A 13,953-nucleotide genomic window follows, 5' to 3' on the forward strand; every position below is an offset into this window, starting at 1 on the left:
GTTCGTGGGCTCGGCGAGCGTCGGCTGCTGGTCCTCGGCTCTGGTCGAAGGGATGCCGGACATGAACGAGGACACGAGGAGCCTGCACCCGGAGCAGCCACCGGCGGACAACCCGCGCCCGGCGGTGTGGGGCGACCCCGCCCCGCTGGGACTGGCCGGCTTCGCCCTGACCACGCTGCTGCTCTCGATCATCAACACCAACCTGTTGAAGGAGAGCGCCGCCATCGTGCCGGTACTGGGCCTGGCCGCGTTCTACGGCGGTCTCGCCCAGTTCGCCGCGGGTCTGTTCGAGTTCCGCCGCGGCAACACGTTCGGCGCGACGGCGTTCGTCTCGTACGCGTCCTTCTGGCTGTCCTACTGGTGGATCGCACCGCGCCTGGCACTCGCCGGTGGCGCGCACAACGCGCTCGGCCTGTTCCTGCTCGGCTGGGCGATCTTCACGGCCTACATGGCCATCGCCGCGCTGCGGGTCAGCCTGGCCGTCCTGACGGTGCTGGTGCTGCTCGCGCTCACCTACCTCTTCCTGGCCATCGGTGCCTTCCAGACGGGTGCGGAGCCGCACGCCATGACACAGGTGGGCGGCTGGTTCGGCATCGCCACGGGACTCGCCGCCTGGTACGCCTCGGCGGCGACCGTCATCAACGAGTCCCACGGCCGCACCCTCATGCCCGTGGGCCCACGCCGGCCCGGCGTGGCTCCCCCGGTTCGGGAGGAGCGCCGCGCCTGAGGCCCTGAAGGACGGTCGGCGGTCGCTTCACCGGCACCGCGACGAGGACGTCGCCCAGGCCCCCGGGCGCTGCCCTCCGCCGTGCCGCAGGCGGGCTGAAGCCGTGACGGCCGCCGGCCCGCACGCGTGAACCGCTTGCGGGCACCCTCCTCGACCTCCGCTGCGGCCTCCTGCCCCGCGGGCCGTCCCGGATCTCCTCCGCGGCGATGTCACAGCCGGCCGGGCTGTCTCGTCTCAGATCGCGAAGAACGGCTTCGGGATCAAGGAGGCGATGGTCATGGCGGTGTCCGCGGGGACCCGGGTGAGCCGGGCCGAGGAGTTCGAGCGACTGCGGCCGCTGCTGTTCTCCCTCGCCTACCGCCTCCTGGGCAGCGTGAGCGAGGCCGAGGACGCGGTGCAGGAGACCTGGCTGCGCTACGACCTCTCCGCGACCCGGCCCGCATCGACCAGGGCGTTCCTCTCGGCCACGGTCACCCGGATCTCGATCGACGTGCTGCGCTCGGCCCGGGTGCGGCGCGAGGAGTACGTCGGGCCGTGGTTCCCCGAGCCGCTGCTCACCGACCCGTACCAGGACCCGGAGCACGCGGCGGAGCTGGCCGACTCCCTGTCCACCGCGTCGCTGCTCCTGCTGGAGCGGCTCAGCCCCCTCGAACGCGCGGTGTTCGTGCTGCGCGAGGTGTTCGCCTTCGGGTTCCCCGAGATCGCCGCGGCCGTCGGGCGCTCCGAGTCGGCCTGCCGCCAGCTCGCCGTACGCGCGCGCCGCCACATGCGCGCGGGCAGGCCACGGTTCGAGGCCGACCGCAGGGAACGCGAGGAACTCGCGGCACGGTTCTTCGACGCCTTGCGGCACGGCGACGTCGACGGGCTGCGGGACCTGCTCGCCGCCGACGTCCGGATGGTCGCGGACAGCGGCGGCAAGGCGCCGCGGTGGTCCGGGGGACTCTTCGGCGCCGACCAGGTGTGCCACATGCTCGCCGTGCTCCTCCCCCCGTTCGCCGCTGTCGGCGGTGTCATGGAACCACGCCAGGTGAACGGCGATGCCGGCGCGGTCTTCCGCGACCGCGACGGCAAGGTCGTCAACACCTGGACACTCGACGTCCTGGACGGACGGATCCAGGCGATCCGCACGGTCACCAACCCCGACAAACTCGCCCACCTGGGCCCCGTCGCGGACGCCTGGGCCCTCCTGCGCGAAGCACACCGGGCCCGCCTGGACGCGGGGTTCCAGGACCCACCAGCCCTGTCCACCCCACCGGAGCCCGCACCGGAAGCAGATCAGGAGAACCGGACGTGACCAGAATCGGCGTCATCATCGGCAGCACCCGCCCCGGCCGCAAAGGCGACCGGGTGGCCGCCTGGGTGAGGGACACGGCGGCCGGACACGCGGGCGGCACCGCGGACTTCGAACTCGTCGACGTGAAGGACTACGCGCTGCCGCTGCTCGACGAGGCGGTCCCGGCGCGCATGGCGCCGGGCGGACGGCCGCACACCCGGCGCTGGGCCGAACGGATCGGGTCCTACGACGCCTTCGTCGTCGTCACCCCCGAATACAACGCCGCCCCGCCGGCCGCGCTGACCAACGCCATCGACTACCTCTACGCGGAGTGGGGCGGCAAGCCGGTCGGCTACGTCGGCTACGGGGTCTTCGGCGCGGTCATGGCCGTCCAGAAGCTGCGCGCCCAGGCGGGCGTGCTGCGCATGGCCGACATCGGCCCGCAGGTGGCGCTGACACTGCGCGAGGACTTCGAGAACTTCGCCGAGTTCCGTCCGCGGGAGCTGCACGTCTCCGAAGTGCACGGGCTCGTCGACGAACTGCTGGCGTGGGCGCGGGCGCTCGCCCCGCTGCGCGCGCGGTCCCGGGCCACGGCCGGGTCGCACCCACGGTGAGGAAGCACACGTGATGTCACCTCGCGAGGAGCCGTTCCGTCAGTTGTGTGTGGCCGGAACCCGGCCGGCCACGTCCGTAGCAGTCCGAGGAGAACAGGGGAAGCCGCATGGCCATGGAGGAGACCACCCGTAACAAGGAGATCGCCCACCATCTCAACGAAGCCGTGAACAGCGGTGATCCGGACGTCATCGCGAAGACGATCGATGAACTGGTCACGCCGGACCTGGCGTTCCACGCGCCGGTCCCGATGGGCATGACGGGGGCCCAGGCACTCAAGCAGGTGTGGTCGGTGCTCCTGGGCGCGTTTCCCGACATCCATGTCACGGTCGAGGACGTGATCGCCGAGGGGGACAAGGTCGTGGCCAGGAACACGGTGACCGGGACCCACCGGGGCGAATTCCGTGGTGTGCCGCCGACCGGCAGGTCCGTCAGCTACGGCGAGATCTTCGTCCTGCGTTTCCAGGACGGCCGCATCGCCGAGATCTGGGGCGTCGTGGACGTCCTCACGCAGATGACGCAACTGGGCGCCCACTGAGGTATGCCCCGGAAGGGCCGGGAGCAACGCCCGCCGAGGGTCGGCGAGTTGGGACGGACCGGCCCACGCGGTGACCGCGTGCGCGAGCGCACTCCCGGCCAACGCTCGCTCCATGATCGCTGAAAGAGGTGAACCGGGCGCCGGAGCCGCATGGGGCGACAACCCCTCGGGCATGCCCTGGCCATGCGTCCCCTCGTGATCATGTCCGCGCTGGCGGCTGCCCTCGTCCCGGCCGCCGCCCCGTCCACCCACGCCGCCGCCGTGCCCCCCGGACACGTGTACTTCTGGCCCGAGCCCGACCAGATGGGGCCCGGCGGCGCCTGGGACTACGCGCCACCCGGCTACAAGGAGGCCGACCCCCGTGTGAAGCGGCACGCGTACTCCTTCGACTCGCACGCCCCCGTCACGGTCTACGCGATCAGCTACCGGCCCGACGGCTGTCTCTACCGTGCGATCCGGCCCGACGACTACGCCAACTCCTGGGAATGGGCGCAGAGATTCGACGGCGTCAGCGACACCACGATGGGATGCCAGCCGGGCTGAACCACACATGCGACCCCTTCTGCCGGCCGGCGCCGCGCTCCTGGCGCTGGGCCTGTCCCTGACGGCCTGCACGACGAGGGCGGACACGTCCCCCCGCCCCTCCGCCGACGACGTGGTCAAGGCCGCCACGCGGCGACTCACCGACGACTGCCTCGCCCACCGCGGCCTCGCCCCGCCCCGACCCGGCGCCCGCACACCCTCGCCCGCCGCGCAACAGCGGCTCTCCGACGCGCTGTTCGGCACGGGCCCGGCGGAACTGTCCGTCCGCCTGCCCACGGGCTATGTGGTCCGCGCCCACACGGACGGCTGTCTCGCGGCGGCCCAACGGCGCCTGTACGGCGACCAGGTGCGCTGGTTCCGTACCTCGGTGGTCGTGAACAACCTGCGGCCGGAGGCCACCGCGACCCACCGCACCCTGGCCGAGGTCCGCGCCCGGCACCAGGCCGAGATCACCGAGTGGCAGCGGCTGCGGACACATGCCGTCACCGAAGCCACCGTCCTCCTGACCCGTCACCCGTGAAGGCGACGCATCGCAGACCAGTGGCACCGGCACCGGTGCCTTCGACCGAAAGGAACCCATCGTCATGACCAAGCGCCTCGCCGCCCTGCTCGTCGCCACCGCCCTGTCCGCCGGGGCCGTGCTCGCCACCTCCGCCTCCGCGCAGGCGGTGCCCTGCGGCAGCGGGAACTTCTGTGTGTGGACGGACGCCAACTTCCAGGGGCTGAAGATCGAGCACAGCGGGGACGACCACTGGTGGGAGGGTGACATGGCCGGGTACGACTCTTCCTGGGCGAACCACGGCATCTCCGGGCCCGGGGTCAAGGACCATGTCCGGGTGTACTCGGGCCGCGAGCTGTCGGGCCATGTCACCATCTGCCTGGCCCCGGGTGAGGAGGTCGGCTACAACGCCGCCGCGAACGACCAGGGCGGCTCGCACACCTGGACCATGAGCTGCTGAACCACCGGCCACCAGCCGTCAACGCGGCGCGGCGGGTCTACCCGTGGTCGGGGAGGCTCTCCAGCATGGCCCGTGCGGTGGCGGCAGCGTCGTAGTCCTCGCTCACGCCCGGAACGAGGATGATGTCGCCCTCGATGTGCCGGGACCGCAGGGGGGCGATGGCCTGGTACGCGTCGGAGTCCCACCATGCCCGTGCCTGCTCGATCGACGGGAAGCCGATCACGATGGCATGCCCGGGCCAGGAGCCCTCCTTCACCTCGTGCGCGGCGCCGTGCACGAGGAACCGGCCGCCGTACGGCTCGAAGGTGGCGGTGATGCGGGCGATGTACTCGGCGATCTCCGGGTGCGGGGCGGCTTCCTGAAGGTGGGCTATCGCGTAGGCGGACATCGGGTCCTTCCCTGTCGGTCGGCTGCTGACATCCACCATCCTGCCGTGGGCGGGCGCCGGGGGCGATGACCTTCCGGGTAATCGGGGCCGGGGGAAGGCGTGTGCCTTCCCCCCTCTACCGCGTTGTCCATCTGCCTGCCTTGTTCGTTCCTTTCGCACTGTTCGCCCGGAGTGAACGCGCCGGACTTCCCGCACCCCGACGGGTAGGCCGCAGCTGAGCGCGCGGAGCGCGACGGTACGGCACGGAGGTGGGTGTTGGTCATCGGCACGGCTCGGCAGGCCCCGGCGACCAGGGCGGAGATCGCGTACGACGAGGCGGGCAGCGGCGAGGCCGTCGTGTTCGTGCACGCGGGCTGCGCGGACCGGCGCATGTGGGACGCGCAGTTCACCGCCCTGGCGGCCGGCTACCGGGTGATCCGCTACGACTGGCGGGGCCGGGGTGCCTCCGCGGACGCGGTCGGGGAGTTCGGCCACCATCTGGATCTGATCGCGCTGATGGACGAGCGCCGTGTCCGACGGGCCGCGGTCGTCGGGGCGTCCGACGGCGGCAGGATCGCCCTGGACGCCGCACTGACCAGGCCGGACCGGTTCCGGGCGCTCGTCCTGGTCGCCCCCGGCCTCTCGGGGCACCAGTGGCCGCGGACGATGGTGGACCGGGCCCGGCGGCGGCTGCACGCCGTGGTCCCGGCGGAGCGGCTGCGGCGCTACGAGGCGGGTACCGCCGAGCGGATCGAACCCGCCGACCTGGACGCCGTCGCGGAGGCGGACGCGGAGTTCCTCGTGGCGGGGGAGGGCCGGGACCGCACGGCGGTGTGTCCCGAGGTGTGGCGGCGCGCCGTGGAGATGGGCCGGCTGACCCGGCAGCGGATCTGGAGCGCGCCCCGCGCCACCGAACTGCTCCCGCGGCCCCCGGCCAGGGGACGCCTCGCGCAGGTGACGACCCCGACGCTGGTGATCAGCGGCCTGTGCGACGTACCGGAGATCCGGGAGGTGTCCACGCTGCTGCAGCAGGAGATCCCGGGAGCACGGCACATCGAACTGCCCGACACCGGTCATCTGCCGCCCCTGGAGCGGCCCGTGGAGGTCACGGCCGCGCTGGAGGGGTTCTTCGCGTCCCTGGGCGCGGATCACCCGGCCACGGCCGCTGACGGGCGCCCGGACGCGGGGGGCGTGGGGACTTGAGCCCGCCGAGCCCGTCCGGCGGCGCCGGCCCGGGCCCGCTCCAGCGCCCGCGCGCGGTCCGCCGCGCAGCCCACGCCCCACACGGTACGGGCCGCGGCAGCGCCCTCGGCCGCACACTCGGCATAGACGACGACCTCGGACGTCCCGTCCGGTGCGCGCCGAGCCTGCTCCTCGTACGCCAGGACCCGGACGTCCGTACCCTGCCCCTCCCCGGGGCCGGCCGCGTCCAGGTACTCCGTCCGGAACAGTGCGCCCAGCCGGTCCGCGGTGATCTCGCCGCCGTCGGCGTCCGTGTGTTCCTGGACCACGCGCGCGAACTCGATCTGCAGACGGCGCGGAAGCTCGAAGCCGTGCTCCTGGCGCATCAGATAGGCCACGCCGCCCTTGCCCGACTGGCTGTTGACCCGGATGACGGCCTCGTACGAGCGGCCGACGTCCGCCGGGTCGATCGGCAGATAGGGGACCGCCCACCGGGCTCGCTCCAGCGGCACACCGTCGTGCGCGGCCCGCGCCTCCATCGCCTCGAACCCCTTCTTGATCGCGTCCTGGTGGGAGCCGGAGAAGGAGGTGTAGACGAGGTCGCCCGCGTACGGATGGCGGGGGTGCACCGGCAGGCCCGTGCACGCCTCGACGGTGCGGCGGACGCCGTCGATGTCGGAGAAGTCGATACCGGGATCGACGCCCTGGGCGTGCAGATTGAGGCCGAGGGTGACCAGGCAGACGTTGCCGGTGCGCTCGCCCCCTCCGAACAGACAGCCCTCGATGCGGTCGGCGCCCGCCAGCACGGCCAGTTCGGCGGCGGCCACGGCGGTGCCGCGGTCGTTGTGCGGGTGGACCGACAGGGCCACGTGCGCCCGGCGGGACAGGCTCCGGCTCATGCGCTCGACCTGGTCGGCGTAGACGTTGGGCGTGCCGCACTCGACCGTCGCGGGCAGGTTGAGGACGATCTCGCGGTCGGGGCCCGGCTGCCAGACGTCCATGACCGCCTCGCAGACCTCCAGCGCGAAGTCCCCCTCCGTCTCGCTGAAGAACTCGGGGGAGTACTCGAAGCCCAGCTCGCAGTCGGCCAGTCGCTGTTCCGCGTACCTGAGGACGTGCTCGGTGCCGCGCACGGCGAGGGTTCTGCACTCCTCCCGCGTGGCGCCGAACACCACGCGGCGCAACAACGGAGAGGTGGCGTTGTAGAGGTGGACGGTGGCGGCGCGGGCGCCGGCCAGGGAGCGCACGGTGCGGTCGATCAGCTCGTCACGGGCCGGCGTGAGGACCGAGATCCGTACGTCGTCGGGGACGCGGTCCTCGGTGATCAGCCGCCGTACGAACGCGTGGTCGGTGCTGCTCGCGGCGGGGAAACCGATCTCGATCTCGCGGTAGCCCATGGCCACGAGCGTCTCGAACAGCCGCAGCTTGCGGTCGGGGCTCATCGGCTCGATCAGCGCCTGGTTGCCGTCCCGCAGGTCCGTGGAGAGCCAGCGTGGCGCCGCGGTGAGGACCTTGCCGGGCCAGGCGCGGTCGGGCAGGTCCGGGGGCCGTGGTCGTGCGTAGCGCCCGGACGGCATGACTCCCGGGCGCCCGCCGGTCGTCGTGTACTCGGGGACGGGTGTCACGACTGCGTACCCCTTCCGGATGCCGCGGCTTCGGTGGCCTGCGCGGCGGACGGAGCCGCGGGTGCGGCGCCCTCGCGCCGGGCCGCCGCACAGGCCAGGGCGCCGAGCACGATGACCGCGATGGGCAGCGCCATCGAGGTACGCATCGCCGAGACGCCGTCGTGGCCCCCCGCCGTCCGCGTCTGCACCAGCGCGCCGACCGCGGCGCTGCCGACCACCGAGCCCAGCTGCCGCACGGTGTTGAGCACCCCCGAGGCAGCGCCGGCGACCGCCGGCTCGACACCCCGCATCGCCACGGCGGCCATCGGGGCGATGAGACAGCCGTTGCCCGCCCCGACCACCACCATCGGGACCAGGAAGGCGGCCCACGCCGTGTGCGGGCCCATCACCAGCGCGTTCCACAGCATGCCGACGGCGGTCAGCACCATGCCGGTCAGCAGCACGTACTTGCCGTCCACCTTGTCGGTGAGCCGTCCGGCGAACGGCGCGAGCGCCATCGACACCACCGAGGCCGGAGCGAGCGCGAGACCCGCCTTCAGGGCACTGAAGTGCAGGACGTTCTGGAAGTACAGCGAGAGCAACAGCATCAGGCCGAGCACACCGACCGAGATCGCGGCCGAGACGAGGTTCATCACCGTGTAGTTCCGGTTGCGGAACAGCGCGAACGGCACCAGGGGCTCGCGGCCCTGGCGGCGCCGCTGCTGCGCGACGAAGACCGCGAAGAGGACGACCGCGGCGAGCAGCAGCGCCCAGACGACACCGTTCCAGTGAAAGCGCTCGCCCTCGGTCAGGGCGAAGGTCAGACAGAACACGGCGCCCGCCGACACCAGGACGCCCGTGAGATCGAGGCGGTGTGCGGTGCCCTGACGGATGTCCGGGACGACGAGGAAGAGGACGGCCAGCACGACCACGCCCACGGGCACGTTGACGAAGAAGATCCACCGCCAGCCGGGGCCGCTGACCAGCAGCCCGCCCAGCGCCGGACCCGCCACCGCGGCGATCCCCGCGACCGCCCCCCACACGCCGAGTGCCGCACCGCGCCGCTCGGCGGGAAACGCTCCGACGATCAGGGTCATGGTCTGCGGGACGAGCAGCGCCGCGCCCAGGCCCTGCACCACGCGGGCGACGATCAGCTGGGCCGGGCTGTCCACCAGGGCGCACCCCAGACTCGCCAGCGTGAACAGGGCGACGCCGACGGCGAACAGCTGGCGCGGTCCCCGCAGGTCGCCGAGGCGACCCGCGGTGATCAACAGAGCGGCGAGCACCAGGATGTAGCCGTTCATCGACCACAGCACCTCGTCGAACGAGGCGTGCAGACCGTCGATCATGCTGGGAATGGCGATGTTGACGATCGTCAGGTCCAGCAGCGTCATGAAGAACCCGAGGGACAGGACCACCAGGATCGCCCAGGGGTTTCCCCGCAGCTTGGTCATGCGGCGCTCCCGCCGTCGCCGTCCCGCTGTTCGTCGTGGTCCTGCCACAGCATCGCCGGGACCTTGTTGGTCCGCTCGATCCGGGCCAGCCGGCTCACCCGCCGGGCCCGCAGGGAGCCCGGGTACTGCCGTGCCACCGCCGCCAGGTGGTAGAACTCGCCGGTCAGCCGGGCGCATACGGCGTCCGGGCCGGCGGTGCCCGTGAAGTCCAGCGTGAGCGCGCTCGCCGCCCGCGCCGAGTCGGCGCTGCGGGTGAGCCTCAACTGGGCCTCGACGACGCCCGGTTCACCGCGCACCACGTCGATCAGCTCGCTCACCTTGAACAGCGCGCTGCGCAGGGTCACCGAGTCGTCGGCGCGGCCGAGCACCGTCAGTCCGTCGGGGCGTCCGCAGCGGCAGACGGCAGGTGCCACCCGGTCACCGAGGCGGTAGCGCACCACGGGGATGGTCCAGCCGTCGCCGATGCGGCTCAGCAGGGCGCCGCCCTCGTCCGGCTCCATGATCTGATCGGGCAGCAGGTGCAGGACCGTCTCGTCGCAGCCGGGCTGGTTGGCGGCCATCACCCAGGTCTCCACCGAGCCGTAGTTGCCCCACAGACCGGCTTCGGGGAACGCCTCGCGGACCAGCTCGCGCTTGTTGCCGGTCCAGGGTTCGGCCATCCAGACGATGGTGCGCACGGGGAGGGTACGCCCGGCGTCCAGGACGCCCCGGGCGAAGTCGGCCAGCCCGGTGGGCGTGCCCGCCAGGGCGTCGACCCCGACCTCCTCGAACAGCGGCAGCCAGCGTCCGACCTCGTCGGGCTCGTAGGGACCGGAGGGCACGACCGTGCAGCGGCACTTCTCGGCGAGGGTCTGCATGTAGTAGTGGGAGCCCCACATGCGGCCCGCGTTGAAGAGGTTGAGCAGGGTGTCGCCCGGCCGCAGGGGCCGCCAGAACTCCAGCAGCCGCTCCAGAGCCATGCCGTGCGGGACGTGCGTCAGCTTGGGTGTGCCCGTCGTGCCGCCGCTGGACATCAGGACACTGCCGGCGCCGCGCGCGGCCAGCCGGGTCTGGGCATAGATCTCGGCGGGTCCGCTGACGGCGAGGTCGGTCACCTCCCGCGCGGTAACCGGTACGGCCGGGCCGCCGGCGCCGGACAGCTTCCTGGCGTGCGCCAGCAGGTGGTCGGTCGGAATCTGCCCGATCATCGTGTGCTCTTCTTCTCCTGGTCCGGACGTTCGCTGGTCTGCGGGCCGGCGCCGCCGCCCCGCGTGTGACCGCCGAGGCCACGCCCCTCGCCGGCGCGCAGGAACTCCTGATGCGCGGCGCGGTACGCGTCGAAGCGTGCAGCGATGATCTGCCGCTGTTCGAGGGCCGCCTGCGGCGAGCCGGGGAAGCCGACCGCGCCGTCGGGCTCCACCTCGGACAGCCAGAAGCGCTGCCCGTCGTGCAGGAAGTCGACGGCGATGTACGGCATGGGCATGCGGGAGGTGACGTAGTCGACGGTGTCGGCGAGTTCCGGCGGCAGCGGCACGTGCTCCATCCCGCCGCCCGACGACAGGTTGGCCGTCAGCGACGCGCCCTTCGGGATACGGCGCAGCACCGTGTGCACCTTGCCGTCGATGACGTAGACCCGGAAGTCCTCGATGCCCGCACCGAGATACGGCTGGCAGACCAGCGCCGTCTCCGCGCCGGCGGCCAGCCCGGCCACGCCCTTGAGTTCCTCGGCGCTGCGCACCAGACACACGCCCTGGCCCATGCCCCAGTAGGCGGGCTTGACGATGAGCGGATAGCTCACGCCCTCCAGGGCCGCCTCGTACGTCCGGGTCGGCGAGTCCCTGCCCACGCCGATGCGTACCGTCGGCACCTGCGGCAGCGGACTGTCCGCCAGGTGCAGCATGGTCGCGGTCTTGTCGTTGGCGATGAACGACAGCCGGGGCGGGATCGGCAGGTGGAACCCGGCCGCCTCCAGGATCGTGTACAGGTAGAGCTGGTTGCAGACGTCGACGGTGTGGTGCGCCAGTGACCACAGTGAGGTCACGAACACCGTGTCCCGCGGGGTGACGGGGGTACCGTCCAGGAAGACCCAGGGGGCGCCGGGGCCCGCGGCGTCCACGGACACCTCCTCCGGCTTGTGCAGGGACAGCCTCCAGCCGCGTTCCCGGGCCACCTCCTCGTAGATGCCCCAGACGTGCGTCCATTCCTTGGCGCGCATCCGCTCGGTGCCGCGGTCGGGGTAGATCCAGCACAGCCGGAGGCCGGCGGGCCGCTCTGCGGGTTCCGTGGTCATCGGCGCATCGCTTCCGTTCGTTCGGCCCGCGTCATGCGCACCCAGGCGCGGATGACGCGGTGGAAGTGCTCGGGCTCCTCCAGGAAGGGGAGGTGACCGCTGTGTTCGAAGACCTCCAGACGGGAGCCGGGGACCGCGTCCGCCAGCCAGTGACCGACGGCGCTGGGGTAGATCCGGCTCCGGGCGCCGTGCAGGAACAGCACGGGCAGCCCGAGCGAGGGCAGGCGCCCGCGCCAGTCCTGCCGCAGCACGTCCTGCCACAGCTGCCGCTTGGCCTCGCTGCGACAGCGGGTGGCGACATCCGTGAGCTCGTCCGTCAACTCCTGGGGCGGGGTGCTGCCTTCGGCGAAGAAGCTCGCCACCAGTGCCGCGGTGACGGCACGGTCCGCCGCGCCCAGCATGCGGTCGGCCTCCGCGGCGCCGACGGCGTCCAGCGCCCCGAAGGCCGCGTGCTCCCAGCCCTCCTCGGTCAGCAGGTAGGGGCTCTGCTCGACGGAGACCAGGCCGCGGAGCCGGGCGGTGCCGTACCGGTGCAGGTAGTGGTAGGCCACGGTCGCGCCCAGGGACCATCCGAGCAGGGTCAGCCCCCGTACGTCCAGCTTCTCGGTCAGCGCGTGCAGATCAGCGGCGCAGCGGTCCACGGTGAGGGGCTCGGGTCCCTGCGGGGTGGCGCCGTGGCCGCGCAGGTCCACGGTGATGACGCGGTGGTCGCGGGAGAGTTCGGCGACGGTGCGGGCGAAGAAGGCCGAGGGCGCGCCCAGACCGTGGACCAGGAGCAGCGGCGGCCCCTCGCCGGTGTCCTCGAAGTGGATGACCTGGCCGTCGTCCAGGGAGAGTTCAGACATGCGGCTTCTCCGTGTCGTCCGGGTGGGCCGACGCCCTGTGGTGGGAGGGCGGCGTCTCGTCGGCCTCGCTCTGCCAGCGCTTGCGCAGCAGCGGCTTGTCGGGCTTGCCGACGGGAGTGTGCGGGATGTCGTCGGTGAGGCGGACGGTGCCCTGAAGCGCTCGGCCGCGCAGCACGGCCTCGACGGACTTGCGGACCTCGTGCTCGGGCCGCTCGGGGTCGGCGTGCACCGCGACCAGGACGTCGTTGCCGTACTCGCCGGGACGGGCGGGCAGGGTCACGGATTCCAGGACGGGGCACTGGGCGGCGATCTCCTCGTCCAGGACCGGCGCGGGCAGTGGACCGCCGGCGGCCGCCAGGACCTCGGTGACCCGGCCCAGAATGCGCAGCGAGCCGTCCGCCTGCCGCTCGGCCACATCGCCGGTCCAGAACTCGGCACCGCGGAAGGTACGGGCGTTCGCCTCGTCGCTGCCCACATAGCCTTCACTCGTGCAGTCCGACGACAGCACCAGCTCGCCCAGGTCGGAGCGGTCCGGGGACAGCGGTTCGAGCCGGGTGCCGACTCCGTCGACCGCGAACATCCCCAGATCCGCCTGGAGTACGTCGGCCATGTTGCCGAGCGCGAGGCCGAACTCGGTCGACCCGTAGATCTGCCGGATGTGGATGCCCAGCACGTCCGCGGCATCCCTCATCTGGGCGGGGCTGAGATACGCGCCGCCGCACAGCGGCCTGCGCAGCCGCGTGAGGGCGGGTGCCGGGCCGCCGGCCGCCGCCCGCACGTACTCCTCGTAGTGGCGCGGCAGCGCGCTCATCGCGGTGGCGCCGTGTTCCGCGATCTGCCGCAGCAGCACGTCCGGTGCCGCGTGCGGATCGGCGAGCACCAGCTCGGCACCGGACAGCAGGGCGGCGAAGACATGCAGGTCGGTGGCGTGGGCGACGTCGAGGGTGTGCCGGCAGAAGAACACGTCCTCGGCGGTGATACCGGTGTCCGCCAGCCAGCGGCGGCGCTCGCGCAGGAACCGGTCCTGCCGCCACACCATCTGCTTGGGAAAGCCGGTCGATCCGGACGTCCACAGCGCACGGAAGACTCCGGCGTGCTCCGCACCGGGCGCGCGGGGGGCCGGAGCCGTGGCGGTGAGGTCGTCGAGCCGGACCCGGGGCGGTGCGCCGGCGGGCAGTGCGCGGCCGCGGTCGGTGACGACGACACGGGGCCCGGTCAGGCGCAGTGCCGTCGCGGTGTCGGCCGCGTCGAAGTTGCCCATCAGCGGCACGTACCGGGCGCCGGTCCGCGCCACGGCCAGGATGAGGGCGACATAGCCGATGCTGTTGCGCAGCGAGCACGCGACGGCGTCGCCCGTGCCGACGCCGTGGTCGCGCAGCCCGGCGGCCGTGCGGTCGACCAGCTCGACGAGCTCCGCGTAGTCGACCGCCGTGCCGTCGGTGGTGGTGACGGCACGGGCGTGGGGCTGCCGCGCCGCGATGTCACACAGGGCTTGGTAGAGCACGCTTCACCTCGGTGCGTGGGTCGACCGGCCGGTCCGGCCGGGTCCGGTGCGAAGCCGGACGGGCGCGTACGTTTTT

The 13,953-nt window shown here is 72.5% G+C and carries 15 protein-coding genes; 8 read left to right on the forward strand and 7 right to left on the reverse strand.

The window, feature by feature from the left end:
- Positions 1-61: 61 nt before the first annotated feature.
- From IE244_RS18405 to IE244_RS18435, 7 genes are all read left to right on the forward strand, one after another.
- On the forward strand, positions 62-727 hold the full coding sequence (locus IE244_RS18405) for an acetate uptake transporter (RefSeq protein WP_191874606.1): 666 nt from the start codon (positions 62-64) through the stop codon (positions 725-727).
- 301 nt (positions 728-1,028) lie between these two features.
- The gene (locus IE244_RS18410) at positions 1,029-2,021 is read left to right on the forward strand and encodes an RNA polymerase sigma-70 factor (protein WP_191874714.1); all 993 of its coding nucleotides are present in this window, start codon (positions 1,029-1,031) and stop codon (positions 2,019-2,021) included.
- Entirely contained in the window at positions 2,018-2,614 is a 597-nt protein-coding gene (locus tag IE244_RS18415) for an NADPH-dependent FMN reductase (protein ID WP_191874607.1), read from the forward strand. The genes IE244_RS18410 and IE244_RS18415 overlap by 4 nt, the downstream gene beginning before the upstream one ends.
- 107 nt (positions 2,615-2,721) lie before the next feature.
- Positions 2,722-3,150, forward strand: coding sequence for an ester cyclase (locus tag IE244_RS18420; RefSeq protein ID WP_191874608.1), 429 nt, complete (start codon positions 2,722-2,724; stop codon positions 3,148-3,150).
- Between the two features lie 183 nt (positions 3,151-3,333).
- On the forward strand, positions 3,334-3,693 hold the full coding sequence (locus tag IE244_RS18425; protein ID WP_191874609.1) for a hypothetical protein: 360 nt from the start codon (positions 3,334-3,336) through the stop codon (positions 3,691-3,693).
- Positions 3,694-3,700: 7 nt separating this feature from the next.
- On the forward strand, positions 3,701-4,213 hold the full coding sequence (locus tag IE244_RS18430) for a hypothetical protein (protein ID WP_191874610.1): 513 nt from the start codon (positions 3,701-3,703) through the stop codon (positions 4,211-4,213).
- Between the two features lie 64 nt (positions 4,214-4,277).
- Positions 4,278-4,652: a peptidase inhibitor family I36 protein gene (locus IE244_RS18435; RefSeq protein ID WP_191874611.1), complete on the forward strand. Its 375-nt coding sequence runs from the start codon at positions 4,278-4,280 to the stop codon at positions 4,650-4,652.
- 37 nt (positions 4,653-4,689) lie between these two features.
- Here IE244_RS18435 and IE244_RS18440 read toward each other — a convergent pair whose 3' ends face one another.
- On the reverse strand, positions 4,690-5,040 hold the full coding sequence (locus IE244_RS18440; RefSeq protein WP_191874612.1) for a DUF1330 domain-containing protein: 351 nt from the start codon (positions 5,038-5,040) through the stop codon (positions 4,690-4,692).
- A gap of 252 nt (positions 5,041-5,292) precedes the next feature.
- Here IE244_RS18440 and IE244_RS18445 point away from each other — a divergent pair, with 252 nt between their 5' ends.
- Complete coding sequence (locus IE244_RS18445) at positions 5,293-6,222, forward strand: alpha/beta fold hydrolase (RefSeq protein WP_229854187.1); 930 nt, start codon at positions 5,293-5,295, stop codon at positions 6,220-6,222.
- Here the strand turns inward: IE244_RS18445 and IE244_RS18450 are convergent.
- Genes IE244_RS18450 through IE244_RS18475 form a run of 6 tightly spaced genes read right to left on the reverse strand, consistent with a single transcriptional unit; the run spans position 6,168 to position 13,877 of the window.
- Positions 6,168-7,778, reverse strand: coding sequence for a 2-isopropylmalate synthase (locus tag IE244_RS18450; protein ID WP_191874716.1), 1,611 nt, complete (start codon positions 7,776-7,778; stop codon positions 6,168-6,170). The two genes, IE244_RS18445 and IE244_RS18450, sit on opposite strands and share 55 nt — an antisense overlap.
- 44 nt (positions 7,779-7,822) lie before the next feature.
- Positions 7,823-9,259 (reverse strand): DHA2 family efflux MFS transporter permease subunit, encoded by a 1,437-nt coding sequence (locus IE244_RS18455; RefSeq protein ID WP_191874613.1) that lies wholly within the window; start codon positions 9,257-9,259, stop codon positions 7,823-7,825.
- A complete protein-coding gene (locus IE244_RS18460) occupies positions 9,256-10,446 on the reverse strand; it encodes an AMP-binding protein (RefSeq protein WP_191874614.1) in 1,191 nt (396 codons plus the stop codon). Before IE244_RS18460 ends, IE244_RS18455 begins: the two co-directional genes overlap by 4 nt.
- Positions 10,443-11,528 carry an ATP-grasp domain-containing protein gene (locus IE244_RS18465; protein ID WP_191874615.1) on the reverse strand — a complete coding sequence of 362 codons (1,086 nt, stop codon included), beginning with the start codon at positions 11,526-11,528 and terminating at the stop codon, positions 10,443-10,445. Before IE244_RS18465 ends, IE244_RS18460 begins: the two co-directional genes overlap by 4 nt.
- Positions 11,525-12,373, reverse strand: coding sequence for an alpha/beta fold hydrolase (locus tag IE244_RS18470; protein ID WP_191874616.1), 849 nt, complete (start codon positions 12,371-12,373; stop codon positions 11,525-11,527). The genes IE244_RS18465 and IE244_RS18470 overlap by 4 nt, the downstream gene beginning before the upstream one ends.
- Positions 12,366-13,877 carry a class I adenylate-forming enzyme family protein gene (locus IE244_RS18475; protein ID WP_191874617.1) on the reverse strand — a complete coding sequence of 504 codons (1,512 nt, stop codon included), beginning with the start codon at positions 13,875-13,877 and terminating at the stop codon, positions 12,366-12,368. The genes IE244_RS18470 and IE244_RS18475 overlap by 8 nt, the downstream gene beginning before the upstream one ends.
- Positions 13,878-13,953: the final 76 nt, after the last annotated feature.

Source organism: Streptomyces filipinensis, assembly GCF_014649495.1.
GTDB lineage: Bacteria > Actinomycetota > Actinomycetes > Streptomycetales > Streptomycetaceae > Streptomyces > Streptomyces filipinensis.

Bases quoted from the DNA above. Each gene is read 5' to 3' on its own strand.
- IE244_RS18405 (WP_191874606.1), top strand. From the start codon at position 62: ATGAACGAGGACACGAGGAGCCTGCACCCGGAGCAGCCACCGGCGGAC.
- IE244_RS18420 (WP_191874608.1), top strand. From the start codon at position 2,722: ATGGCCATGGAGGAGACCACCCGTAACAAGGAGATCGCCCACCATCTC.
- IE244_RS18425 (WP_191874609.1), top strand. From the start codon at position 3,334: ATGCGTCCCCTCGTGATCATGTCCGCGCTGGCGGCTGCCCTCGTCCCG.
- IE244_RS18430 (WP_191874610.1), top strand. From the start codon at position 3,701: ATGCGACCCCTTCTGCCGGCCGGCGCCGCGCTCCTGGCGCTGGGCCTG.
- IE244_RS18435 (WP_191874611.1), top strand. From the start codon at position 4,278: ATGACCAAGCGCCTCGCCGCCCTGCTCGTCGCCACCGCCCTGTCCGCC.
- IE244_RS18440 (WP_191874612.1), bottom strand. From the start codon at position 5,040: ATGTCCGCCTACGCGATAGCCCACCTTCAGGAAGCCGCCCCGCACCCG.
- IE244_RS18450 (WP_191874716.1), bottom strand. From the start codon at position 7,778: ATGCCGTCCGGGCGCTACGCACGACCACGGCCCCCGGACCTGCCCGAC.
- IE244_RS18455 (WP_191874613.1), bottom strand. From the start codon at position 9,259: ATGACCAAGCTGCGGGGAAACCCCTGGGCGATCCTGGTGGTCCTGTCC.
- IE244_RS18460 (WP_191874614.1), bottom strand. From the start codon at position 10,446: ATGATCGGGCAGATTCCGACCGACCACCTGCTGGCGCACGCCAGGAAG.
- IE244_RS18465 (WP_191874615.1), bottom strand. From the start codon at position 11,528: ATGACCACGGAACCCGCAGAGCGGCCCGCCGGCCTCCGGCTGTGCTGG.
- IE244_RS18470 (WP_191874616.1), bottom strand. From the start codon at position 12,373: ATGTCTGAACTCTCCCTGGACGACGGCCAGGTCATCCACTTCGAGGAC.